The following is a 23,607-nucleotide window of genomic DNA, read 5'->3' on the forward strand; positions in this document are numbered from 1 at the left end:
AGTGAGTTTGTAGCCGTCACGACCATCAAGGTAATGCCTGACGGCCATAAGTTTGATTTGAAAATTGTATTTCATATGAACTCCGAATGAAGGTTTAAAAAGTCCAACATTCGGGGTTCAGTTCATCAGCGTGCAGAATATTTACAGCGGTTTCATGATGCAGTAGCGTCGCGGGCAGATGAACACGTTCAGGCTCTTGTTGAGGAATATGGCGGCCCACATCAGATAGCTAGGGATCTTGTCCAGGCAGCCTGTGGCGCTATTCTGAGCGTTAAAGAAAGCCTTAAAGACGTCCCCTTGAAAAAATGGTGGGTCAGGCCGAAGTATCACTGCATCCCGTCGGCGTAGCTGCACACATTACACCGTGGAATGCCAACATCGTGTACTTCTGCAACAAAGCTGCAGCCGCGCTTGCCGCTGGCTGCACCGTGGTAACCAAACCCAGCGAAATGAGCGCACTACAGACCCAAATCCTGATGGAATGCGTTGACGCCGCCGGATTGCCGGCAGGAGTCATCAATGTTGTTAATGGCCGCGGCGACGTGGTTGGCGTGGAGCTGACCATTAACCCGGACGTAGCCAAAATTTCCTTTACCGGGTCAACTGCCGTGGGTAAAAGTATTGCCGCTCGCAGCGCCGACACCCTGAAGAGAGTTACTCTGGAGCTGGGGGGCAAGTCAGCCCATATAGTTCTTGAGGATGCTGACCTGAACAAAGCGCTGCCATTCATCCTTCAGTCAGGTTTCCTGAACAGTGGCCAGGCGTGCATTGCAGGCACCCGAATTCTGGTGCCGGAAAGCCGTTACGATGAAATTACGACCGCGCTGAAACAGGCCGTCGGGCAACTGAAAGTCGGTCTGCCTCAGGATTCAGATACGGTTATTGGTCCAATGGTCTCCCGGACGCAGTACCAGCGCGTACAGGAGTATATTAAAACAGGCATTGAGGAAGGCGGCGAAATACTGACTGGCGGCCCCGGGAACCCTGAAGGGCTTGAAGACGGTAACTTTGTTAAACCCACCGTCTTTATCAACGTAACAAATAATATGACCATCGCACGTGAAGAAATTTTCGGGCCTGTATTGTGCGTCATTTCCTATAAAAATGAGCAGGAAGCGATCGATATCGCCAATGATTCATCCTATGGCTTGGCGGGCTACGTCAGCGGAGAGGATTTAGCGAATGCGAGAAAAGTCGCTGAGCAGATTCAGGCCGGAACGGTTTCGGTTAATGCATTTGCTTATACCTCTTTCGCTCCTTTCGGCGGCATGAAGCAGTCAGGTATCGGAAGGGAGAACGGTGCGTATGGCATTCAGAGTTACCTGGAATATAAGACGATAGCCTGAAGCTAATTGATAATTCCGCTGTTTATTTCAATAGCGCCCGGTCCCTTCACAGACCAGCAGAGAGTGTGGGGGGATTCATACCAGGCAGACACCAGAGGTTGGATAATGAGAGTTTTAATCTATGGCGCATCCGGGATGGTCGGCCAGGGCGTATTGCGCGAGTGCATGAAAGCAAAAGATGTCGAAACTGTAACCGTTATCGTTCGTTCGCCATTGCCTGAATGCCATACCCGCCTTAATCAGGTTGTTACAGATGACTTGATTTCACCGCTGGCTGGCTTGAATGCAGCGGGAAAATGGGATGCCTGCTTTTTTTGTCTGGGCGTGAGCGCATCAGGTCTGTCAGAGGAAGAATACAGTCGTATTACTTTTAAACTGACACTTGATGTTGCCTCAGACCTGGTACGGTTAGATCCGGATATAACCTTTATCTATGTCTCGGGTGCAGGGACAGACAGCTCTGAAGCGGGAAAAAGCATGTGGGCAAGAGTTAAGGGTAAAACAGAAAATAGCCTGCTCAGGCTTGGCTTCACTTCGGCACTGATGTTTCGCCCTGCAATAATATGGCCTCTTGACGGTATTCGCTCTAAAACTACGGTCTACAGAATTTTTTACACCATACTGTCACCATTCTTTCCTGCCTTAAAACGCCTCTTTCCCAACAGCATTATTACCACTGAAGAAATGGGAAAAGCCATGCTGAATGCCGTACGCTATGGTTACGGTAAGTCCGTCCTCGGAAAAGAAGATATCTGCCTGCTTGCCAAAAAATAATAACAGTCACTGTTTGTTCTTACTTAAAAATGTCCGCTTCTTGCTCATAACCGCCGGTCAAAAAACCAAAAAGCCCACTTAAGTTTCCCTAAGCGGGCTTATCTAATAGGGCTCCTCTGACCGGGAACGCCATTTCCATTAATTGGCTAATAACTAAGAAAAACTCCCCTCCTGTCAAGAGCACCAAAATGGTCGCTATTGGCCTCGCGTTATCGTGAGGCCCGCGCCAGTCCAGCCGGTGAACATGTGGTGTCTGATTCAGCCGATATCGACTTTCATGGCGATGTCCCAGCTGCCGGCGCCATTCTTGGCCAGGCCGATCATCATCAGGCCGAGCGACTCTAGCGTCTTGGCCATTTGCAGGCCGCCGACATCGAACGGACGCAACCCGAGACTTTCGATGAAGGTCGAGACGCGTGCCTTCGCCTGCGCATCGTCGGCTGCGATGAACGCGTCGAGGTGCCCACCCCTGGCCAGTACGTGGCCGAAGAGGGTGTTGAACGCCTTCACGACATGCGCGTTGGCGGGGAGGAGCCTGGCGGTCTCCTGCGCACCGGAACTGCCGTGGGGAGTGACGAGGCCCGAGAGGTCGGGGGCAACCGGGTTAGTGATATCGATGATCACCTTGTTGCCGAGCGCTTCGCCAAAGTCGGCCACCACCGCCGCAACGCTGCTGTACGGCACGGCGAGAATGACGATGTCGCCCGCCGGCGCAGCGCCGTAGGTCCCTATGGTCACGCCGGCTGCCAGCTGGTCGGCCAGCGTCTGGGCCCTGGCAGTGTCGCGTCCGATCACTTCAAGGGTATGTCCAGCCTTGGCGGTACGCCTGGCGATGGCCGTGGCCATGCCTCCTGCTCCTATGATGCTGATAGTGCTCATATGCTGATTCCTCGTGAGTTGGGGGATTGCCCGTCATTGCTAAACGGGCCTCCCCGGTTGATATGTCGTGTGCGTCGGGCCTCCCGCGTCATCCCTGATGCCATTGCCGGGTCGGCAAAGTCTTTGCCCGAACGGGGCAGGGCATCGCGACACCGCCGTCTGCCAGGCTCGTTGCGAGCCGAATCCCTGTCACAGCTCAACTCAACTGGCAGGGAAGTAATGACCGTTGTCCAAACCGGCGAGCAGCCCGGGCTGGGCGGGTTCCCAGCCGAGGGTCTGGCGGGTGATGAGGCTGGATGCCGGGAGGTTCAGCGTGACCAGATTCGCGAGGAACCCAAAGTATCCCGGCAGCATGAGTTCGTCGGCGGGAATGCTCACCGCAGGCAGGCCCAGGCGGCTGCCAATGGCCTCGGCGATCTCGCGGAACGGGATGCCCTCGCTCTCGAGCCCATGCCAGGTCTTGCCGGCCGGACCCTTCTCCAGCGCCAGGCGGAACAGCGAGGCGAGGTCGCGGGCATGCACGGCCGGCCACAGGTTTGCGCCGTCTCCTGGGTAGCCGATGACACCCTTCTCCTTCGCGAGCTTAATCAGTATCGGGAGGAACCCGGCATTGTCGGTTGTGCTGTGCGCGATGGTGGGGATCCGCACGATCGAGGATCGCACGCCGCGCTCCGCAAGGCCGATTACCGCGAGTTCCACGACATTACGGACCCGCAGGGAGCCCTTGTACGCATCGCCGCCGGGAAGGGCCGGGTCCTCTTCGGTCGCCGGTCGGTCCAGGAAGCTGGCCCCGGGCGCCGTCCAGCCCAGGTTCGTGGGCGAGCCAATGCTCCCCGAAACGACCAGCGGTTTTCCGGTTCCGGCCAATGCCTCGCCGTACGCGTGCATGACCTGGAGTTCTGCTGCTGCTACGGCGTCAATCCCGCCGACGGGAAGCAGGTCTTGCCTGTGCGCGACGTGGATGACGCCATCGGACTCCGCAGCCGCCGCCCTGAGCCCATCCAGATCGGAAATATCCCCGCGACGCACCCTGGCGCCGAGCGCGGACACCGCCGCGGCGGATTTATCCGACCTGGCCAGGCCGGTGACCTCGTGGCCGGCGGCGATAAGTTCGGGAATGATGTACGAGCCTATATGGCCGGTCCCGCCAGTGACTAAAACGTGCATGATATTTTCCTTTTAGGTGCGATATGAGTGGGGGTGTCGTGCGCTCAACCGGGAAGGCTGACGCCGATCGAGAAGTTGGTGTGCCTGACGGAGTGGGTCATGAGGCCCAGACACAGCATGCAGGCGTGCTCCAGCGTCCGCGCCATGAACAGCGGCCCGGTATCCATCGGGCGCAGCCCGAGGCTCTCGATGAACGCCGAGACATGTGCCTTCGCCTGCGCGTTGTCCCCGGCGATGAACACGTCCAGCCGGTGACCTTTGACTGAACCCACGGCCAGCACGTGGGAAAACTGGGTGTTGAATGCCTTGACGATATCCGCATCGGCAGGGGCGGCCCTGGCGATCTCCCGCGCGCCGAAACTGTCTTCAGGCGTCAGGAAGCTTGAGAAGTCGGTTTTGATGGGATTGGTGATGTCGATAAGAAGCTTGCCCGCCAGCTTTTCGCCGTACTGCTTCAGCACGCCGAGAACGGCGGAGTAGGGAACCGCCAGGATGACGATGTTCCCGGCCGGGGTGGCGCCGAAGGTTCCCGTCGTTGCACCGGCTCCGATCTGCCCGGCCAGCGCCCGAGCCTTGTCAACGTCGCGACTCATTACCTCGACGAGGTGTCCGGCCCTGGCGGCAAGACCGCCGATCGCCGCCGCCATGCCGCCGGAGCCGATGATGCTGATAGTGCTCATGTGCAATTTCCTTACGGATAGGGGTTAATCATTCATGGATTGCAGGTGCGATCCCACAACCGGACTTAACATACAGGTCATGCTAGCCTTGTCACTTGCAATAAACAAGTAAAATAACTTGTAAAAAACAAGTGAAAAAAAGAGGAGGGTTTGCTTGCGATAGACAAGCGATGTAAGATCCCGCCATGAAAACGACGAATAAAGAAATTCGGTCCCATTGCGCGGTCAACTATGGCGTGGAGATCTTTGGCGACCGGTGGTCGCTCTTGATCATTCGCGACATCGTTTTTACCGGTAAGAAGACCTATGGCGAGTTTATGAAATCAGAAGAGGGCATCGCGACCAATGTCCTGGCGTCCCGCCTTGCCTTTCTTGAACAGCAGGGGGTTCTTGCGAGAGCACCCAGCCCCGACGACGGGCGCAAGGATTTATACACTCTGACCGAGAAAGGCCTCGACCTGATTCCTGTCATGCTTAACATCGTCCTCTGGAGCGCGAAGCACGATTCGAAGTCGTACGTATTGCACCGCAGGGAGTGGGTTGATCGATTAAGTCGAAACCCCGTGGAAGTGAGCGAAGAGGTGAAGGCGCTGGTTCGCCATGGCGGATGCATGTTTCCCGCTGGCAAGCAATGAGTAAGACGGCAAGCGTGCCCTGTCACGCGCAGAAAGAACAACGTGAAAACGATGCCGGGTGCCTGCCATCGGGCTTTCAAGCCGAAAAGCCAAGCTGAAAAATATGTCACTTTTCCCAAACGGAAAAGCAAAAAGCCCGCTCAGGTTTCCCTGGGCGGGCTTCTTTAATTTTGTTTCTCTGGCTGGGTTTGCCTTTGCCTGTAACTTTTTTGATAAGAAAGACAAACCTGAACTCTCTTCCTGTCAAGACCACCAGGGTGACCACTAAAAGTGGTGGGTTACATAAATCTGGTTTCAGCGATCTTCTGCATGTGATGATCGTTACTGTGGTGTCCACCGCAAGGGAGGCGTAACTAGAGCGAACATCGAAGAATCTGCCCTAAGTGGAACTATGTACAAAGAGATTTGACAGGCAGCTTTGTGCCAGGAGCGGACGTGGTTAACGTCATTCCTGAAGGTCACAGTTGCCATGTGTAAAGAGGAGATGAAGAATTTGATTTGTTTACAGTGGTGAGTGGTTGGGTTAAGCCAAGGCAAGAAATCATCCGTATGGAGGGCTGTTTGATGAGTTGTGAGCACTGCTTGGATCTATGTGTTAAATACGTTATACGTCAACCTGAACAATTACGTAAGGCAATCCGTATTGCAAAGTATGCGCTCAACGAAGGGATTCTGACCGAGATTGAAGTAACTGATGATTTGAACCAATATAGCTTTAATGAGTGTTCTGAAAAGATGATATGGGGCGATATAGTTGATTATCATTTTGTATGTAACCATTGCGACACTCAATTTGTATTAGGAACTGAAACATATCATGGCAGTGGTGGCTATTGGTCACCCGAGAATGAAAAACCATCCGCAATAATTGACTAAATATCGTTCTTGGTAGCTGATCCTGGGAGGTTCGAATGCTTTATAGCTGCATGAATAATACAAAATGGAATGAAATCCGCTTGGCAATGGTTGGCATGGAATCTCCTCCTTTATGGAAAATGACGTTTCTCAATGGCTATGAATCCGTAGTTGATGGCGAATGGTTTTACCATTTCAGAGAGGGCGGCTATTTGGATATCCAGTATCTTGATGTTTTGACTAATTCAGTTGAGCAGCATGCCACGGTTGGCACTATTCTTCGGGCTATTCATCTCCCAGGAATGGAGACTTCCACGGGTTATAGGATTTTGGGGTACGCAGATTCAGTCAGCAATGTGGATTATCTTTAGCTGGACAAAACCGTTAAGCGGTCAACAGGATTACTTTAGTTGTTGTGTCAAATTGGCTTCCGCTCTTCGCTGACTATAGAGTGGATTAAATGTTGCACTGAAAGCTATCAGGTCAAAGTCAATACAGTCAGGCATCTTCCCACAGCTGCAACAATTCACCAGGCAACTGTTCCTTATTAAATCCCTCAAACCAATAAACTTTGCCTTTTCGCCCAACAATCGGCACTTCTCCTCAACCCGGATGAAACAATGCGCGATCCCAGTCCGGCTTGAGACGACCACGTCGTTTAAGGCGCTCACCATTACATGCAGCTGAGCGTATTGAAGGAAAGTTAATAAAGAAACTTAACGGCATTCCTTCTTTTTGTGCACGTTGCAATTGCCTAGATATCCAGGCTTGGTTACGTTGGCGAAGTTTCTGTTTCATTGGCTGCTCGTCTGGCTCGACTCACTTGTCAATCAATGGCTTCACTGTAATCTAGCGACATGCTTTGTACAAGAATGCCCGCTCCTCGCTCGCAGCGGACCTAACGAACCTCACACTGGTCTGCTTCGTGCCCAGGCTGTGTGAAAACTTTTTTGGCCGCTGAAACTGCCAAAAACAGAGCTGAAAACCGCGCTCATACGTAAAATTCGGCTCTACTAACCAGTCGATCAATTCCAGATTTTGCGTAGACGTGCGCACTTCAGTTTTTGGTCAGGGTTTTCGCACAGCCTGTGCCAGGAACGGACGCTGCAAAATCTTTCGTGAGTAAAATAGCCCGCAAAAGGAAAACTCCGGACTTTATTTCATGTTTTTGCCGATTTGTATCGCGCATCAAGTTTGTCGAGAAAAGTGAACAAAACCTTATTCATTTCAGTGTAATCATGTGTACGCAGCTCTTCCACGGTATTGACGAAGCGATAGTCTGCGGCCCGGTTCAGGTCTTTCGCGGAATGGGCAATCAGCCGTTCAACCACGTCCGGGGTAAGCTCCATATGGCACTGGAATCCGTAAACTAAATCGGAATAAGCCACGATTTGACGCGGACACCCTTCACTGTAGGCGATAATTTCAGCATGAGCCGTCAGGCCCGGCATATCGTTATGCCAGTGACCTACTTCCAGCGTTGCGCCAAAATGGGTAAACATCTCATTTTTACTGCCCGCCTCGGTCAGGAAAATCGGGAACTTACCTATCTCTTTTTCTGGACTGGGGGCAAACGGGGCATCAAGCGCTTCACCAATCAGCTGAGAACCTAAGCAAATACCAATGACGGCTTTACCAGACTTTATGGCCGAAGCAATTAAAGCCTGCTCAGCTTTTGAGTTAAAATGGGCGCACTCTTCAAGGGTCACGGCCGGATCCTGTGGTCCACCCATGACAATCAATAAATCGATGCCATGAGCATCATATGGGAGCTTTTCACCTGCATAAACACGGGAAAAAGTGACGTCATGACCCCGTACTCTTGCCCATGTTTCATAGGCCCCCGGTGCTTCAAAACTTTCATGTACGATGAAGTGTACTCGCATTGGCATATGCTCCTGTCAAACTTATGATAATCTTCTTTTTTACGTCTCACCCAGCCAATATTGTTCCAGACTGGATGTTTCAACCTGATTATCATACTTGCAGGGGCTGAATCTGAAATGCCAGGTAGTATAGATAAAGCGCCAAGACACGATGACGCCACAGGCTGGTCAGGCACCGCCATATGCTATCAACGCGGGGAAGCTGATCCTCCTCATTATCATATTGAAGGACAACTGCTCTTTGCCACCAGGGGAGTTATGCTGGTTGAAACGGAGGGAAACCGCTGGGTAATACCTCCTCAGCGCGCGTTATGGATACCGCCTCTTCAGATCCACAGTTATAACCTGCTATCGCAGACAGACCTGCGCGCCATCTATTTCAGCAGCAACCTTATCGCTGAATGCACGAACTTTACGAAGAGTAAGCACGTGCACGTCATTACCGCTACCGGGCTGGTGAAAGAATTGATAGCCGGGTTATTCAGTGAGGACTATAGCGAAGCGGGTCAACGGAAAATGGCCCTGTTGCTTCTGGAGATCCTCAGCGAGGCAACCCCCTTAACTGCGCAACTTCCTATGCCCCGTGATGAGCGCTTATTCTGTGCAGCCAGAGAGATAATGGTCAGCTATCGCTGGGAAGCGTCGCTTAGTGAGCTGGCTCATATCGCCACAATGTCTGAACGTACCTTCTCGAGACTGTTTATCAGGGATACAGGATTCAGTTTCAGAACCTGGAAGCAAAGAGCCAGGATTTGTGCTTCGTTAGATCTTCTCGCCAATGGCATGCCCATTAAGCAGGTCGCTTACCAGCTTGGATTCTCATGTCCGGCCGCATTTACAGCGGCTTTTCGTGCCATTTTGGATTCCACACCCCGTAATTTTTTGCCGTAATTTCATGAAAAATCCCTGGCAGAGCACAAATGATGAAGCGTCAGATCCATGCCACCGCGTCGGTGCTTGCAGCCCTTTTTCTGGCCACGTTCTGGACTTCGACGCTGATAACGGCACTGCCAGTTGACTGATGCAGCATACATATTCTGCATGCTGCAAAAACAGGAAAACAAAAAGAATAAAAATATCAAACCGGTACCCACTGCCGGTTACCGGATTGTCACGGAAAGAGCCGATACCGGGTTGCCGGAAGGTTATCTTTTGCCGATGTGACCAATTTCTACGCCAGCTGAGAGGCTTCTGCCAGTAAGGCCGCCTGCACGGCAGGACGGGCATAAATATTTTCCCTATAGGCCGTTAATACAGGCCAGCGATTCAGTTCGATGGAAAAGAATTTACACCAACCCAGCACGGTGAAAAGGTAAGCATCAGCAACGCTGAACGACGGGCCCGTCAGATAGGCATTTTCATTGAGCGTATCCTGCAGAAAATCGAACCGCCGGAAGAGTTTTTCACGAAAAATCGACCTGACGTCTTCAGGCAGTGTTGAGTTGAAAAGCGGTGCGGATCCCGCGTGTATTTCAGTGGTGATAAAGTTTAGCCACTCCTGCAGGCGCACTCGCGCCCAACTGTCCGCTCGCGGTGCCAGCCCTCTTTCCGGCTTCAGGTCAGCGAGGTACTGCACAATTGCCGGACCTTCGGTCAGTATCTGGCCATTGTCCAGTTCCAGTGCGGCGACATAACCTTTAGGGTTAATGGTACGGAAGTCACGTCCGTCAGCGGTGAGTTTGCTTCTGTTGTCCACTTTAACCAGTTCAAATTCAAGCCCGAGTTCACGCAGAACGATGTGTGGTGAAAGCGAACAGGTATCCGGGGCGTAATAAAGTTTCATTATCTCTCCGATAAAATTGAAAAGCTGTTTAACAATGTGCTGTGCGTTCCTGAACACACTGTGCGTAATGTGTTTCCTGCTGTAAAATTAATGATTAACAAATTAACTATTAGATGAGCTACTGATACGCATGATGAATCTTGTGCACTGGCGCTTACTGGTAGCCGTTGCGGATGCCAGTAATATCTCACGCGCCGCTGAAGAGGTAGGAATGACTCAGTCCGGCGCCAGTCAGGCTATCGCCCAGTTAGAGGCTTCACTTGGGTTCCCGGTGTTCACGCGGGAGCGTCGGCACATCGGCGTCACCGCACTGGGTGAGCAGGTTATTGAACAGGCAAGGAGAATGCTTGCGAGCCTGAATGCGATCCGCGTGCTGGCTGATGAGAGCCGTGGTCTACATGGCGGAAGGATTCGCCTCGCCAGTTTTCCCTCAGTGACTTCCACATTTCTTCCTGGACTGCTGCGCGACTTTAAACGCCTGCATCCGGGCACAGAAGTGGTGGTACTGGAAGGTACGGATGAGGAAGTGGAGGAATGGATTGCAGCAGACACTGTTGAACTGGGTGTGGTGATGAACCCTGTACCGGGAAGAGCAGACGTGGTTTTGGGTCAGGATGCGTGGGTAGCGGTAATGCCATCCCATCATTTGCAGGGGCGCAATGAAAGGGCGCATGGCATAACGCTAGAGGAACTGGCCGACCAACCCTTTATTCTCGCGACAGGCGGATGTGTCGTTAATGGAAAAAGCCTGATGGAGCAGGCAGGCTTGCACCTCTCCGATGTACGCGTAAAAGTACGGGATTGGGTCAGCGCCTGCATGCTGGTGCGTGAAGGCATGGGGGTGGCGCTGGTGCCTGAATCTGCCCTGCCAGATGAATTGCGGGGCTTGTGCGTGGTACCGGTGACACCTTCTATACACCGTGAATTTTGTCTCGTATGTTCGCCATCTGGAAAATCTTCCGGTGCGACGCAGGCATTACTGCAAGGGCTGCGTAAAGGAGGATGATTAGCTATCTATCCTATCAACAAAGAGTACTGGGTCAGTGTGATCCTTTCCGGACCATAGTCGTCCAGGGAAATACACGAGCTGCTTGCCGACAGCCATGAATTAACGTCCTGATAATATATTCAAGGATTGATATATATGTGCTGACAAATAGTAAGCGGGCAAACGCGAGTTGACTTTACGCTATCGCTACTTTAAAAAGATCTGGCAGCTATAAAATTTTCAGGGGAAATTAGCGCATGCAACTGCAGGATAGCCTTCAACAGGAAGTTATTACATCTGTAAATAAATCACTTACCTTTGATGTTTTGTATCAGGTTATCAGACCGGATATATCAACGTTTATTGCTGCAAGCTCGAAACTGCCATTAAAAAACCTTGATTACTGGGAATGTTTGATCCGTTGGACAATTTCATCGTCACTTCAAACGTCTCATCCACAATACGCAAGATTTAAGAATTACCTGATTGGTTCTCTCAAATGGCTGGATGTTTGTAATGCTGATGGTTTCAGGCGGGAAAAAGCATTAAGGACATTATCAGGTGGAGCACCAAATAGTTTTTTATTTGCTTTGGTCGTCCGGAAACTTAATGACTGGGTTCCTCAGGTAAGAGAGGCTACACGTGATGTATTACCATTAATCGCTGAATGTTCAGACCCGGAGATTATCGTTGATGTCTTGTTTATAACGCTCCCCTACTGGAATTCATGGGGGAGAATGGGTGATAGAGAAAAAGATATTCTGATGAAAATTATTTTAATGGAGAAAGTAACCGAGTCTCTTAAAAAACGGCTTATTTATTCCACATCGGGACCTGTTGCCACTGTATTTATGCAAGCCGGTCGTATAAATGCATTAGACGCCTTTCTGACAGAGATTGCAGAATCATCGGTTCAACCCACCCTGCGAGCAAAAGCATATCGTTGTCTGTTTGAAAGCAAATTCGTTTGGGCTGAGGGAATGACATGGCAGTGGATTGACAAAGCATATGGCATAAGACGCAGCGTTCCTGTTTTAAAGGAGCGAATAATAGATACCAAAAGGCCTTTTCTTGAGAATTTAAAAATGGCAACCATTGACCGTTCACCTATTGTTCGGCGTATAGCAGGAGAAATGCTAATCAAGGAATTAGATCATATTGGAGATGAAGCATTCAGACTGGCAAAAATACTGGCATCAGATACATCGCTATCAGTATCTGAACGAGGGAGGTACGCATTGGCCGACTTAGGAAAACGTACGTGACACTGTCACTAATAATATGATGCAATATATGTAAATTATGCTCTGCATGAGCAAGGCCGTTATCGTATTGACGACTTTATCCGCTATTCCAGTAAGTTTCCCGCTATATTTTCATACACGTTTTATCACTTATCCCACTGCTAACCCGACGCCGTAGATATTCCCGTAGCGAACGGGACTCATTTTGTTTCACTTATTGCGGTAAATAATTGCCGGGTGTAATCCTGCTTGGGCTGCGTGATCAATGCCTCTGCCTCCCCGGTTTCGATAATCTCTCCATCCTTCATAACGATGACGCGATGACTCATATGGAGCACTACGCCTGGGTCATGTGAGATTAGCAGAATGGCCAGGCCCAACTGGTGTTGCAGGGTTTTCAACAGGTCCAAAACCTGCGCCTGGGTCGTGACATCCAGTGCTGAAACTGGCTCATCGCAAATCATGATATCAGGATCAGAGGCCAGCGCCTGGGCTATTGCCACACGTTGCCGCTGCCCACCTGAGAGTGTTTGCGGGCGACGTGTCAGTAATTCAGGAGACAGCCCTACCTGCTTCATCAGCAGCAGTATTTTATTCTCTATCTCTTCCCGGTTCAGACCTGGGATGAGCTTTAATGGCTGACGGATGATTTGCCCAATTGTGTACTGGGGGTTGAACGAGCCAAGCGGGTCCTGTGTGATAGTCTGAATTCGCCCCCGCAACGGGCGACGTTGTTTTTCAGACATGCTGCTCCAGGCCTGATTGTTAAGCCTGACCTCACCGGAGTGGGGGGACTGCAACGCGAGTAAAATCTTGCCAAGTGTCGTTTTCCCGCATCCTGATTCGCCGACCAGTCCCAATGTCTCTCCCCGGCGCAGCGACAGAGAGACCTGCTTCAGAACCTGGTGTGTTGAACCATCACCACGGGGATAAGCCAGTGACAGGCGATCGGCACGAAGCACCACCTGTTCAGAAGCCGCCTTCATCCTGGGATCGGGCACGTTGCCCGATGTTGAAAGCCAGCGGTGACGGGTATGAACGCCGGGAATAGCACTTAATAGTTTCCGTGTATAGGGATGCTGTGGTGCCGCTAAAACCCGGGCTGCTTCGCCCTGTTCAACACCGATACCCTGTTGCATCACCAGTACGCGATCGGCGATTTGTGACACGACGGACAGATCGTGGGTAATCAACAATACCGCGTGCCCGCGATCCGCCAGTTGGCGAAACAAAAGGAGGATATGTTGTTGTACCGTCACATCCAGGGCAGTGGTGGGTTCATCTGCAATCAGCATCTGTGGCCCCGCTGCCAGTGCGGAGGCTATCAGGGCGCGCTGCCTCAGGCCGCCGGAAAGCTGATGGCTGTACTGCTGCATACGATGATGGGGGTCAGGAATGCCTGCGGAGGTGAGCAGCCCGGCGACCTGGCGATCAATATCCCGTCGTGGCACACGCCGATGCAACTGTAGCGCCTCTGCCACCTCCTGCCCGATGGTGCGTAAAGGATCGAGAGATGTCAGTGCATCCTGTAAGACAAAACCAATCTCTTTACCACGCAGGGCTTTCCACTGAGGATCTCCTGAGGCAAGCAGATCCTGTGCTTTGCCATCCGCTGTTGTCAGTCGCAGTCGTTGTGCGTCAACGCTGGCTTTTTCACCTGCCAGCCCAACCAGTGCGCGCGCGGTGACCGACTTACCCGAACCGGATTCCCCGACCAGCGCCAGGATCTCACCCGCATACAGGTTAAATGACAGTCCCTTGACCACCTCGACATCCGCGAAACTTACCGTGAGATGCGATACCTCCAGCAGCGGGTTAACAGGACGGTTGTTCTCCATAATGGTTACGCTCCTTTTGATGCAATTGTTTGCAAGCGGCGGCCGGCCAGTGTGAGCGCAATCACCGACAGCGCCACCACGCTCGCGGGCAGCAGGCTTATCCATGGCGCAATGTCGAGAAAGTCGCGGCCGTCAGCCAGCAACGCCCCCCATTCTGCGGTAGGCGGCACCACCCCCAGGCCCAGAAAGCTCAACGCAGACGCGCTCAGGACAGCCTGACCAATGCCGATGGTTAACACAATCAGCAACGGGCGCAGCGAGTTGGGAATAATATGCCGCATGATGATGGTGAAAGGCGTTTCGCCGAGGGCGATGGCTTGTTGCACATAACCCGATAGTCGCACCTGGAGGATTTGTGACCGTAGCAGCCGCGCATACCCCGCGATACCCGATAAACCCACTGCCAGCAGCGTATTGGACGGGCCGCGCCCCAGTACGGCGATTACCAGCAATGCCAGCAATAGTTCCGGGAAGGCCAGCAGGATATCCAGCAGGCGCACCACCATAAACCGTATCGGACGGGGCCCCAATGAGGCGATTACACCAAGCAGAATCCCGCCACAGCCCGCAATCAGGGTGGCGCCAACACCAATACTCAGCGACAACGCTGATCCGTATATCACGCGGGTGTAAACGTCACGTCCCAGCGCGTCGGTACCGAACCAATGGTGTAGCGAAGGCGACTGCAATATGGCCTCCATATCCATATCATCCGGCAAGCTGTGGGTAAACCAGTACGGTGCAATGGCAATCAGCACCAGCAATACAATGGCTATTGCCGGGAGCAGGCTTTTTAACGTGAGTAACGGGTGCGCCGGGCGCGATCTGTCACGCTGACGGTTAAGGATAAGGGCCGGATCGCTACTCATATCAGAATGACCTGTTACGAAGACGAGGATCGATGAACAGATAAATCACGTCCATCAGCAAGTTTATGACGATAAATAACAATGCTGAAAGCATTACCAGACCAAGGATAAGCGGCATATCGCGGCTGGCAATGGCCTGAAGCGTGATTTTACCCAACCCGGCGCGGCCGAAAACAGTTTCGGTCAGGATGGATCCGCTGAGCAGATTCGCCAGCATGGTACCGGTCAGTGTAGAAGCGGCAAGCGATGCATGACGCAGTCCGTGGCGCAGGCGTAGCAACGTCTCGCCCGCGCCACGGGTACGAACCGTCATGGCAAACGGCTGTTGCAGGGCCTCTTCCAGACCGTCACGCAGCACCTGACTGAGGATGGCTGTCAGTGGCAGGCTCAGTGCGATAATCGGAAGCACCAGCGAAACCCAGCCGTCGTTACCCGTTACCGGAAACCAGTTCAGGCGGAAACTGAAAATGCTCAGCAGAATAATACCAATCCAGTAGACCGGTGTACTCAGCAGACAAAGTTCCAACCCGGAGAACAGTGCGCGCAGTGGCCACCAGCGCCCGGAGGTCGCCAGAGCGTTGAGCGTAGCCAGTAATACCGCCAGCAGAAGCGCGCAACCTGCCAGTGTCTGGGTCTGTATCAGCGCGGCAGTAATGACTGTGGTTACCGGTGCCCGGAACTGGAAACTCTCACCGAAATGGCCCAGCAGCGCCTGGCCGCAATAATGCAAATACTGCGCCCAGAGAGGCTGATCCAGCCCAAGTTTCGCCGTCATCGTTGCGCGCCAGGCATCATCAACGACGTTCTCGCCGCCGCTCATGATAAGTATCGGATCGCCAGGTATCAGTTTGATAGCTATAAACGTCAGCGTGGCCGCTCCCCACAGGACGGCAATAATGGAGAGCAGGCGGTGCAGGACAATTTTTGCCATATCAGTTGCTCAGCCAGGCATCATAAAAGTTAGGTTTAGCGTTGGTAGCCCAACTGATACCCTGGACTTTTTTGCTGATCCCCAACTGATACGCCGGTATGTACAGCGGAACGACATAGGCCTGATCAATCACCTGGCGCTGGATATCACTGTATATCTGTTTCCGTTGTGCATCAGGAGCACCAATTGCCAGCGTTAGTTTATCGTCCAGTGCATTAACGTGACTGTAGTTGGCACCTTTAGGTGGGATGTAGGCTGAGTGAAAAACGGTACGCAGAATATCCGGTTCGGCGCGCACGTAGAAATTCGAGACGATATCGTAGTCGTTGCTGGCGGTACGCGCGCTGAAGATACCACTGTCAACCGGATCAAACTGAAGGTTAAAACCGGCTTTCTTCACCTGGAACTGGATGGCCTGGAACAGGGTGACATCCGCGCTTTCGGTCGATGCCGGGTCATAGAGAAAATGCACGGTCAACGGCTGCCCCGGGCTGAGTTGTTTTGCCGGCTGGGCTGCGGAAACGCGGGCGTTAGCGTCGTAATAAAGTGTTTGTGGCCCCAGCACGCTATCCGCAGGTTTCAGCGTACCAAAGAAAGCGACTTTTACCGCAGAAGCGGGATCGACCGCATGCAGAAACGCCTGCCGGACGTTAACGTCGCTGAACGGACCTTTAGACGTATTGAGGTACAACACCCGTGGAATGCCCGGATTTTCTTTGGTCAGAATACTGACTTGTGGATTACGCTGAAGTGCACGGACATTGGCGGGAGGAACGGCATCAATGGCCTGCACCTGCCCGCTGGTTAATGCGCCCAATCGGACAGAGGATTCCGGCAGATATTTAAAGTTAATGGCGGAGAGCCATGCAGGACCCTGATGGTGCGCATAGCCCGGCCCCCATTGATAATCATCACGGCGTGTCAGCTGGCTGCCGTTGCCCTTGACGAAGGATTTAAGGATAAAAGGCCCCGATCCCACGACGGTGTTGCTGGTATTTGGGGTGTTCTTCAGATAGGTCGGTGATTGTATACCGAGATAAGGCAGACTCAGACCCTGCAACAGTGGCGCAAACGGCGTCTTATAGTGGATCACCACGGTAAAATCATCCGGTGTGGTGATGCTGTCGATCGGGCCAAGCAGCGATTTCGCATAGCTTGAGGTAGTTTTGGGATCCAGGATGCGATCCAAATTATATTTAACCGCCTGCGCGTCCAGCCGGGTTTTGTCGCTGAAGGTCACGTCCTTGCGCAGGTGGAAGGTATATTGCGTGTGATTGTCGTTAATCTCCCAGCGCAAGGCAAGCCACGGGGTAAAACGGTTATCCCCGGCTTGCCCTACCAGCGAGTCCACGACATTACGGGTAATCAAGGCCGTGACTGAGTAACCGGTAATGGAAGGATCGATGATAGGGGTGTCGCTACCTAAGGCGACATTTAATGTCCCGCCCGATACAGGCGATTCTGCTGCGTGGGCCGTTGCGACCAGTGCCGCTAATAATAATCCTACTGCCGCTTTTTTTTTCATTATTCCTTGCTCCGGGGTATTCAGGCTCTGAGGGTATGACCTCACCCTACAAAGTTGAAGATGCTCATAAAAGTAATAAAAAATGCTATTTATATCTAATTTGAGAATATGGAAGAATGCATACGGATCTGCGCTTCCCGCATACCCTGATTCAGGCGCGCTCAAAAACGGTGGCGATCCCCTGGCCCAGCCCGATACACATCGTGGCGAGGCCAAATTGCCTGTCACGCTGTTCCAGCAGGTTGATTAATGTGGTGGTAATGCGGGTCCCGGTGCATCCCAAAGGATGGCCGAGTGCGATGGCGCCGCCATGTTGATTAATCTTGTCGTCCATCTGGTCAAGCAGACCCAGCCCTTTAATGCAGGACAACACCTGCGCGGCGAAGGCTTCATTAAGCTCAAACAGGTCGATATCTTCGATGGATAGCCGGGCGCGTTTCAGTGCTAATTCGCTGGCCGGAACGGGGCCGTAACCCATGGTTGAAGGCTGACTGCCCACCACTGCCATGGCACGTATACGGGCGCGTACAGGCAGGCCATGGGCACGTGCATACGACTCGCTGGCCAGTAAGACTGCTGATGCGCCGTCTGCCAGTGACGACGACGTCCCTGCAGTGACCGTTCCCGTATGAGGATCAAAAACGGGTCGCAGATTATTGAGACTGTCCAGGCTGGTTTCCGGGCGGATGACCTCATCTTTTTGATGGCGAACCAGTGCGCCATGAGCATCATGACCGTGGGTAGGCACGATCTCTGCATCAAAAAGCCCCTTAAGACTTGCATGTGCGGCCCGCTGATGGGAACGCAGCGCAAATTCATCCTGCATTTCCCGACTGATATTATGCATTTTTGCCAGTAGCTCCGCCGTGAGCCCCATGTTGCCTGCCGCACGGGCAACGGTTTTACTCAGGGCGGGATGAAAATCAATGCCATGGGTCATCGGAACATGGCCCATATGTTCAACCCCCCCGGCGATACAAAGAGTAGCGTCACCAACCATGATGGCCCGCGCGGCATCATGTAACGCCTGCATGGATGAACCGCAAAGCCTGTTCACCGTCGTCGCAGGCACCGTGTGAGGTATTTCCGCCAGCAGTGCCGCATTACGGGCGATATTAAATCCTTGCTCCAGCGTTTGCTGTACGCATCCCCAGTAAATATCGTCAATGTTTGTTGACGACAGGCCGGGTTGTCTGGCCAGCAGCTCGCGCATCACATGTGCTGAAAGGGCTTCTGCGCGGACATGGCGAAATGCACCTTCACGGGCGCGGCCCATCGGCGTTCTGATCGCATCTACAATAACGACATTTTCCATTGAATATTCCTTATGCCAGTACGCTGCGTTGAGCATCGGCGGTGGGATGAGGATAAAACGGTGCGCTCTGGTGAGCAGGGGAAAGCAGCAATGCAGGTAACTGATAGAGGCCACCCAGCGCGCTAAAGTGCCGGGCCGCGCGGTTAAAGTTTGCCGTACCCCGGGTATCGACATAACGGCATGCACCGCCGCGATAAACCGGGAACCCCAGCCCCTGAATCAATGCGGTATCTGCTTCAGCAGCGGAGCCGATCACGCCTTCTTCAAGGCAGCGGATAACTTCATTCACCATCGGGATCATCATGCGATCGATAATGTCATCTTCGCTCAGCGGCACAGGGGGAGACTGCAGTGCGGCCAGCTTCGTCTCAAAATCTTTATCTGCCACACGCTGGCTGCGGCCCTTCTTGTCCTGCTGATAGCGATAAAATCCCTGTCCTGTTTTTTCTCCCAGACGCTGATGTGCGTGAAGAAAATCAATAATTGCCATGGTATCGGCGTTAAAACGCTCGGGCCAGGCGGCAGAAAGCTGTTTAAAAATGGCGTGTGCGGTATCGATCCCGATAACATCCAGCAACCATGCCGGGCCCATTGGCCAGCCAAAGGCATCTTCCATTACCCGGTCAATATGGCGGAAGCTGATGCCATCACGCACCAGCATCAGCAAACCGCTCAGGTAAGCGAAGAGCACCCGGTTGATAAAGAATCCCGGCCTGTCTTTGACGATCACGGGGGTCTTTCCCAGCCTCCTGGCATAGGCCACCACGGTTGCCAGCGTGGCATCCGAGGTGTTTTCACTGCGAATAATTTCCACCAGCGGCATGCGCTGCGCCGGATTAAAGAAATGCAGGCCGCAAAATTGCGTCGGTCGTGTCAGTCCGCGTGCCAGTTCACCAACCCCAAACGTTGAGGTATTGGTGACCAGCACGGTGTCCCGGGCAATGTTTTGCTCTGCCGTGGCCAGCACGAGGGCTTTTACCGCTTTATCCTCTACCACGGATTCAATCACTATCCCGGCCAGATCAAGCCCTTTATAGCCTGCTGTTACGCGTATGTCTGACAGCACGCGGGCCATGTGATTTCCGTCAATCTGATTTTTCGCCAGAAGCTGGTTAAGCCATTTTTTAGGAGCATCCAGCGCAGCGAGCTGGGATTGCGGTCTGTTAGCGTGTATCAACGCGGGTACGCCATGCAAAGCAGAAAGATAAGCGATTCCCTTACCCATAATCCCGGAGCCCAGTACCGCGACCTGTTCAACAGGCTGACCATATGCCGCCAGCGTTTCTGCCCGTCTGATGACCTGTCTTTTGCTGAGGAACGCCCCGATAGAGGACTTTGCTTCGTCCGTGCGCGCCAGCCTGAGAAACTGCTGGCGTTCGGCGTCTGAGGCTTCGCGGTGGGCATGGGAGGCTGAAAACTCGACAGTACTGATAGCAGCAACCGCGGCCGCCTTATACTTCTGTACCGAATTTTTTACCCCTGCAGACGCATGGAAGAATGTCATAACAGACTCTGTTGTGCTCAGGCGCAGCGGGGCCTGTTTTTCACGCCGTGCGACCCGCCAGTCCAATTCACCCTGCGAAGCACCGGTCAGCATATGTGTCGCCGCACTCAGGAGTTGCGACTGAGCGATCCTGGCATCGATCAGGCCCAGTTTCAGGGCGCGGTCGGCATCAGAAGACTGGCCGGTGGTGATAAGCTCCAGGGCATGATCGACCCCCACCAGACGGGGAAGTCGCACTGTGCCGCCAAAGCCCGGAATGAGACCCAGGCTCACTTCCGGCAGGCCCAGACTTGAAGCCGGTGTGGCGATGCGAAAATCGCAGGCCAGCGCCAGTTCACAGCCCCCGCCCAGTGCCGCGCCGTCAATCGCCGCAAGCGTAGGGAAGGGCAAATAATTAAGTAAGTCTAACGATTTATTAGCGTTGTTGATCCAGACGTCGAGGCTATTATCCTGCCGATATTGCAAACTATGTAATTCATACAAATCGGCACCGAGATTAAAGTTATTTTTAGCCGAGCGAATTAATAGCCCCTTAATTTCATTATGATTGCGAGCTATAGTTAATGCTGCATAGAGTTCCTCAAAGAAAACGGAATTCATGGTATTAACTTTGGCTGCGGTGCTATTCAGAACCAGCTCTGCTAACCCATTATCCAGCCAGTTAACGGTCATTTCACGGCCATGAAAAAGCATTTTTACACCTCATTTATTCGGGTGAAAGAAAGCCAGCGACAAGGATTTAATCGTCACAGTATTTGCTGAGCCTTTATTCGGCTTAATAATGATTAGCACAAAATAGATGAAGGGTTTAAATGCCGATTTTGATGTTTAATATACAAAAATGTAGAGTGTTAATTAAAAATTTTATTATGTTTTTCCGGGTTATTATATTAAGAATTGGCATTTAACTTTCTTTACATTCTGATGCAAGTTTATTCCAACTTAACTAAAACGGGACAAACTGCATGAATACCTGGAGTAATATTAAGAAAGCCGTTCAGATCAGTAACAGCTTCTGGCAGGTAACACAGGACTCAGGTTTATCGAACCTGGCAATCACCAATCTTGGCAATGGTCATCATCAGCAAGTCAACAGTGATCACCGCTTTGTGAATATGTCCTCATATTCTTATCTGGGGCTTGATTCACACCCTGAAATTCTCCGGCAGGCCATTGCCGCCTTGCAAAGTAATGGTTCGCTCAATACCTCCACCTCGCGCATACGCATCCAGTTTGAGCTACTGGGGCAAGCTGAGCAGGCGCTGGCCGATCTTATTGGTGCAGACGTGATTACTGTCGCCTCCTGTGCCGCTGCTGCTCAGGGTATTTTGCCGCTGGTTGCATCCGGGGCGCTGACGGAGAATCAACCGCCGGTGCTGGTCTTCGATAAAAATGCTCATTTCTGTCTTAACATCATGAAACCGGTATGCGCTGATGAAACCGAAGTCATTACCATTGCTCATAATGATCTGGAACAACTGGAAGCGATCTGCAAAAAATATCCGCGCGTGGCCTATGTGGCAGATGGGGTTTACAGCACCGGTGGCCAGGCTCCGGTAAAAGAACTTCTGCATTTACAGGAAAAATATGGCCTGTTCCTGTTATTTGATGAGGCTCATGGCCTGTCTACTGTGGGTAAACTTGGCAGGGGACTTGTACTGGATACGCTCGGAGAAATTAATGACCGGACGGTCATTATTACTTCTCTCAATAAGGGGTTTGGTGCTTCGGGAGGGGCGGTGTTTATTGGCCGGCGACCTTATAACGAACAGCGTACGCTCATTTCTCGCTTTGCCGGTCCATTCCTCTGGTCACAACGTATCAATACTGCCGGGCTCGGTGGGATCCTGGCGTCGGTCGCCCTTCATCACACTCAAGAGCTGACGCAATTACAGAATCAACTGCAGCAAAATATCGAATATTTTGATTCGCTGATTGCAAACGACAATCACAATGACGGGCTGCCAATACGTTTTATTCAGATAGGTTCCGAGGAAGCGACCATCTCAATCGCCAAAACGCTATTTGAACGTGGTTTTTATACCTCGCCGATTTTCTTCCCGGTCATTGCGCGCGGTAAAGCAGGTTTGCGCATTATGCTACGTTCAAACATCAGCCGCAGTGAGATTGCGGAGTTTGCCGGACACGTCAACCAGTTGCGAGCGAACTATGAATGAATCTGAAAGTTACCGTGTTCCGGCCGTGGACACGCTTTCGTTGAGGATCATGTCGCTGGCCTGTCTGGTCGTGTTCATGACGCAGATGGCGACCACCATCTACCTTCCTTCACTTCCGGTCGTGATGCGGGAGCTTGGGATGACCCAGAGCGCGACAGAGTTGTCGATCTCGATTTTCGTCGTCGGCGCGGCGGTGCCCGTTATTTTCTGGGGAGCGGCGGCAGACCGCTATGGACGGCGCATCTCACTGACATTATCGCTGGTGTTATTTATCGGCACCAGCCTGCTGCTGGCGTGGTGCAGGGACGCTAACCTGCTTCTGGTTTTACGTGCCTTGCAGGGGATCGGCGCGGGGGGAGCCGCGATTATCGGGCGCATTCTGGTTAAAGATAACTGGAGTGGTGCGGAACTGGCAAAACGACTTTCCGTATTGTCGGTAGCGTTTATTACCGCGCTGGGCGGCGGACAGTTTATCGGCGGACTTATCAGCTATTACCTGCACTGGCAGGTTGCCTTCCTGGTGCTGGCCGCCACCGGCTTTGTTGCGCTGCTTTTCTCACTGACGGTGCCGATGGCGTATGCCGAACCTGCCAGGATCAGCAAGGGTATGGCGCATGCCTACTTAACCATTCTGCGGCGCCCAGGTTTTTTCTGGCCAGCGTGCGTGGGAGGGCTGGGCTTTGCCACGACCGTGACATTGCAGGAAGTCAGTCCGTTTGTCATGCAGCAGAGTTTTGGTCTGGAGGTGACCAGCTTTGGTCTCTTTGGCCTGCTTATCGGCATCTCCTATCTGGCCGGCGCATTGACGGTAAATCGCATCGTGCACGCTACGGGAGTGGTCACCTTAATGCGTCGTGGCTCGTTGATGGTCGCGATCTCCGCGCTGGCGCTGCTTGTTCTGTGGTGGACTGGGCTACTTAGCCACACATCGGGACTGGTTATTTTTATCCTGCTGTATTGTCTGATTATTTTCGGCCAGGCGGTGATGTTCCCAAGCAGCATGTCGGCGGCGGTGAACGATGGTAAGGATTTCGGAGCTTACGCGATGGCGCTGTGCGGGTTTCTGCAGCAGGGGATGGCGGGAATTGCCTCCTCATTTGCCGTGCTGCTGGAGCATCACGGCACATGGACGCTGGCCATCTTGCTGACCGGACTGGCGAGTTTTCTGATCGCCCGGTTCAAAGTCCACGCTTAATTTCTAAGAGAGGCAC

Annotated in this window: 22 protein-coding genes; 11 read left to right on the forward strand and 11 right to left on the reverse strand. The window is 52.6% G+C overall.

All coding sequences use genetic code 11. The features are described from left to right. Positions 1-305: 305 nt before the first annotated feature. Both ETV65_RS00005 and ETV65_RS00010 read left to right on the forward strand, forming a co-directional pair. Positions 306-1,346 (forward strand): aldehyde dehydrogenase family protein, encoded by a 1,041-nt coding sequence (locus tag ETV65_RS00005; RefSeq protein WP_129950980.1) that lies wholly within the window; start codon positions 306-308, stop codon positions 1,344-1,346. A gap of 105 nt (positions 1,347-1,451) precedes the next feature. Then, positions 1,452-2,120, forward strand: a complete 669-nt coding sequence (locus tag ETV65_RS00010) for an epimerase (protein WP_129950981.1) — start codon at positions 1,452-1,454, stop codon at positions 2,118-2,120. A 258-nt stretch (positions 2,121-2,378) separates the two neighbouring features. On the opposite strand, the gene ETV65_RS00015 is transcribed toward ETV65_RS00010, so the two are convergent. The 3 genes from ETV65_RS00015 to ETV65_RS00025 all read right to left on the reverse strand — a co-directional run bounded on the left by ETV65_RS00015 (position 2,379) and on the right by ETV65_RS00025 (position 4,846). Continuing rightward, positions 2,379-2,999 carry an NAD(P)-binding domain-containing protein gene (locus ETV65_RS00015; protein ID WP_129950982.1) on the reverse strand — a complete coding sequence of 207 codons (621 nt, stop codon included), beginning with the start codon at positions 2,997-2,999 and terminating at the stop codon, positions 2,379-2,381. Between the two features lie 201 nt (positions 3,000-3,200). Continuing rightward, complete coding sequence (locus ETV65_RS00020; protein ID WP_129950983.1) at positions 3,201-4,166, reverse strand: SDR family oxidoreductase; 966 nt, start codon at positions 4,164-4,166, stop codon at positions 3,201-3,203. Positions 4,167-4,210: 44 nt separating this feature from the next. After that, positions 4,211-4,846: an NADPH-dependent F420 reductase gene (locus ETV65_RS00025; protein ID WP_129950984.1), complete on the reverse strand. Its 636-nt coding sequence runs from the start codon at positions 4,844-4,846 to the stop codon at positions 4,211-4,213. Positions 4,847-5,031: 185 nt separating this feature from the next. On the opposite strand from ETV65_RS00025, the gene ETV65_RS00030 reads away from it, so the two are divergent. The 3 genes from ETV65_RS00030 to ETV65_RS00040 all read left to right on the forward strand — a co-directional run bounded on the left by ETV65_RS00030 (position 5,032) and on the right by ETV65_RS00040 (position 6,707). Next, positions 5,032-5,481: a helix-turn-helix domain-containing protein gene (locus ETV65_RS00030; protein WP_129950985.1), complete on the forward strand. Its 450-nt coding sequence runs from the start codon at positions 5,032-5,034 to the stop codon at positions 5,479-5,481. A 507-nt stretch (positions 5,482-5,988) separates the two neighbouring features. After that, positions 5,989-6,357, forward strand: coding sequence for a hypothetical protein (locus ETV65_RS00035; RefSeq protein ID WP_235174259.1), 369 nt, complete (start codon positions 5,989-5,991; stop codon positions 6,355-6,357). A 35-nt stretch (positions 6,358-6,392) separates the two neighbouring features. Continuing rightward, complete coding sequence (locus tag ETV65_RS00040) at positions 6,393-6,707, forward strand: DUF6678 family protein (protein WP_129950986.1); 315 nt, start codon at positions 6,393-6,395, stop codon at positions 6,705-6,707. 789 nt (positions 6,708-7,496) lie between these two features. On the opposite strand, the gene ETV65_RS00045 is transcribed toward ETV65_RS00040, so the two are convergent. After that, positions 7,497-8,222 carry a type 1 glutamine amidotransferase gene (locus ETV65_RS00045; RefSeq protein WP_129950987.1) on the reverse strand — a complete coding sequence of 242 codons (726 nt, stop codon included), beginning with the start codon at positions 8,220-8,222 and terminating at the stop codon, positions 7,497-7,499. A 117-nt stretch (positions 8,223-8,339) separates the two neighbouring features. Between ETV65_RS00045 and ETV65_RS00050 the strand changes: the two genes are divergently transcribed. Continuing rightward, positions 8,340-9,113, forward strand: coding sequence for a helix-turn-helix transcriptional regulator (locus ETV65_RS00050; RefSeq protein WP_129950988.1), 774 nt, complete (start codon positions 8,340-8,342; stop codon positions 9,111-9,113). 150 nt (positions 9,114-9,263) lie between these two features. Then, positions 9,264-9,386, forward strand: coding sequence for a hypothetical protein (locus ETV65_RS25290; protein WP_258453513.1), 123 nt, complete (start codon positions 9,264-9,266; stop codon positions 9,384-9,386). 7 nt (positions 9,387-9,393) lie between these two features. Here the strand turns inward: ETV65_RS25290 and gstA are convergent, their stop codons facing one another. Next, entirely contained in the window at positions 9,394-10,005 is a 612-nt protein-coding gene (gene gstA / locus ETV65_RS00055) for a glutathione transferase GstA (RefSeq protein ID WP_129950989.1), read from the reverse strand. 130 nt (positions 10,006-10,135) lie between these two features. Between gstA and ETV65_RS00060 the strand changes: the two genes are divergently transcribed. Both ETV65_RS00060 and ETV65_RS00065 read left to right on the forward strand, forming a co-directional pair. Then, a complete protein-coding gene (locus tag ETV65_RS00060; protein ID WP_205951546.1) occupies positions 10,136-11,011 on the forward strand; it encodes a LysR family transcriptional regulator in 876 nt (291 codons plus the stop codon). 239 nt (positions 11,012-11,250) lie between these two features. Beyond that, a complete protein-coding gene (locus tag ETV65_RS00065) occupies positions 11,251-12,258 on the forward strand; it encodes a hypothetical protein (protein WP_129950990.1) in 1,008 nt (335 codons plus the stop codon). A 179-nt stretch (positions 12,259-12,437) separates the two neighbouring features. On the opposite strand, the gene ETV65_RS00070 is transcribed toward ETV65_RS00065, so the two are convergent. From ETV65_RS00070 to ETV65_RS00095, 6 genes are all read right to left on the reverse strand, one after another. After that, the gene (locus tag ETV65_RS00070; RefSeq protein WP_129950991.1) at positions 12,438-14,075 is read right to left on the reverse strand and encodes an ABC transporter ATP-binding protein; all 1,638 of its coding nucleotides are present in this window, start codon (positions 14,073-14,075) and stop codon (positions 12,438-12,440) included. Between the two features lie 5 nt (positions 14,076-14,080). Beyond that, positions 14,081-14,944 carry an ABC transporter permease gene (locus ETV65_RS00075; protein ID WP_129950992.1) on the reverse strand — a complete coding sequence of 288 codons (864 nt, stop codon included), beginning with the start codon at positions 14,942-14,944 and terminating at the stop codon, positions 14,081-14,083. Position 14,945: 1 nt separating this feature from the next. Beyond that, the gene (locus ETV65_RS00080; RefSeq protein WP_129950993.1) at positions 14,946-15,875 is read right to left on the reverse strand and encodes an ABC transporter permease; all 930 of its coding nucleotides are present in this window, start codon (positions 15,873-15,875) and stop codon (positions 14,946-14,948) included. 1 nt (position 15,876) lies between these two features. Then, the gene (locus ETV65_RS00085) at positions 15,877-17,400 is read right to left on the reverse strand and encodes an ABC transporter substrate-binding protein (RefSeq protein WP_129950994.1); all 1,524 of its coding nucleotides are present in this window, start codon (positions 17,398-17,400) and stop codon (positions 15,877-15,879) included. 151 nt (positions 17,401-17,551) lie between these two features. Continuing rightward, on the reverse strand, positions 17,552-18,715 hold the full coding sequence (fadA, locus tag ETV65_RS00090) for an acetyl-CoA C-acyltransferase FadA (RefSeq protein WP_129950995.1): 1,164 nt from the start codon (positions 18,713-18,715) through the stop codon (positions 17,552-17,554). A gap of 10 nt (positions 18,716-18,725) precedes the next feature. Next, entirely contained in the window at positions 18,726-20,912 is a 2,187-nt protein-coding gene (locus ETV65_RS00095; RefSeq protein ID WP_129950996.1) for a 3-hydroxyacyl-CoA dehydrogenase NAD-binding domain-containing protein, read from the reverse strand. 272 nt (positions 20,913-21,184) lie between these two features. On the opposite strand from ETV65_RS00095, the gene ETV65_RS00100 reads away from it, so the two are divergent. Both ETV65_RS00100 and ETV65_RS00105 read left to right on the forward strand, forming a co-directional pair. Then, a complete protein-coding gene (locus ETV65_RS00100) occupies positions 21,185-22,396 on the forward strand; it encodes an aminotransferase class I/II-fold pyridoxal phosphate-dependent enzyme (protein WP_129950997.1) in 1,212 nt (403 codons plus the stop codon). A 49-nt stretch (positions 22,397-22,445) separates the two neighbouring features. Then, positions 22,446-23,591: an MFS transporter gene (locus ETV65_RS00105; RefSeq protein WP_129952100.1), complete on the forward strand. Its 1,146-nt coding sequence runs from the start codon at positions 22,446-22,448 to the stop codon at positions 23,589-23,591. Positions 23,592-23,607: the final 16 nt, after the last annotated feature.

It is taken from the genome of Rahnella sp. RFA10(1/100) (genome assembly GCF_004195115.1).
Taxonomy (GTDB): domain Bacteria; phylum Pseudomonadota; class Gammaproteobacteria; order Enterobacterales; family Enterobacteriaceae; genus Rahnella; species Rahnella perminowiae.

Coding starts and splice junctions, on each gene's coding strand:
- ETV65_RS00020 (WP_129950983.1), bottom strand. CDS start 4,166: ATGCACGTTTTAGTCACTGGCGGGACCGGCCATATAGGCTCGTACATC.
- ETV65_RS00010 (WP_129950981.1), top strand. CDS start 1,452: ATGAGAGTTTTAATCTATGGCGCATCCGGGATGGTCGGCCAGGGCGTA.
- ETV65_RS00030 (WP_129950985.1), top strand. CDS start 5,032: ATGAAAACGACGAATAAAGAAATTCGGTCCCATTGCGCGGTCAACTAT.
- ETV65_RS00070 (WP_129950991.1), bottom strand. CDS start 14,075: ATGGAGAACAACCGTCCTGTTAACCCGCTGCTGGAGGTATCGCATCTC.
- ETV65_RS00060 (WP_205951546.1), top strand. CDS start 10,136: ATGATGAATCTTGTGCACTGGCGCTTACTGGTAGCCGTTGCGGATGCC.
- ETV65_RS00050 (WP_129950988.1), top strand. CDS start 8,340: ATGCCAGGTAGTATAGATAAAGCGCCAAGACACGATGACGCCACAGGC.
- fadA (WP_129950995.1), bottom strand. CDS start 18,715: ATGGAAAATGTCGTTATTGTAGATGCGATCAGAACGCCGATGGGCCGC.
- ETV65_RS00100 (WP_129950997.1), top strand. CDS start 21,185: ATGAATACCTGGAGTAATATTAAGAAAGCCGTTCAGATCAGTAACAGC.
- ETV65_RS00040 (WP_129950986.1), top strand. CDS start 6,393: ATGCTTTATAGCTGCATGAATAATACAAAATGGAATGAAATCCGCTTG.
- ETV65_RS00065 (WP_129950990.1), top strand. CDS start 11,251: ATGCAACTGCAGGATAGCCTTCAACAGGAAGTTATTACATCTGTAAAT.
- ETV65_RS00005 (WP_129950980.1), top strand. CDS start 306: ATGGTGGGTCAGGCCGAAGTATCACTGCATCCCGTCGGCGTAGCTGCA.
- ETV65_RS00105 (WP_129952100.1), top strand. CDS start 22,446: ATGTCGCTGGCCTGTCTGGTCGTGTTCATGACGCAGATGGCGACCACC.
- ETV65_RS00080 (WP_129950993.1), bottom strand. CDS start 15,875: ATGGCAAAAATTGTCCTGCACCGCCTGCTCTCCATTATTGCCGTCCTG.
- ETV65_RS00095 (WP_129950996.1), bottom strand. CDS start 20,912: ATGCTTTTTCATGGCCGTGAAATGACCGTTAACTGGCTGGATAATGGG.
- ETV65_RS00015 (WP_129950982.1), bottom strand. CDS start 2,999: ATGAGCACTATCAGCATCATAGGAGCAGGAGGCATGGCCACGGCCATC.
- ETV65_RS25290 (WP_258453513.1), top strand. CDS start 9,264: ATGCTGCAAAAACAGGAAAACAAAAAGAATAAAAATATCAAACCGGTA.
- gstA (WP_129950989.1), bottom strand. CDS start 10,005: ATGAAACTTTATTACGCCCCGGATACCTGTTCGCTTTCACCACACATC.
- ETV65_RS00025 (WP_129950984.1), bottom strand. CDS start 4,846: ATGAGCACTATCAGCATCATCGGCTCCGGCGGCATGGCGGCGGCGATC.
- ETV65_RS00085 (WP_129950994.1), bottom strand. CDS start 17,400: ATGAAAAAAAAAGCGGCAGTAGGATTATTATTAGCGGCACTGGTCGCA.
- ETV65_RS00075 (WP_129950992.1), bottom strand. CDS start 14,944: ATGAGTAGCGATCCGGCCCTTATCCTTAACCGTCAGCGTGACAGATCG.
- ETV65_RS00045 (WP_129950987.1), bottom strand. CDS start 8,222: ATGCGAGTACACTTCATCGTACATGAAAGTTTTGAAGCACCGGGGGCC.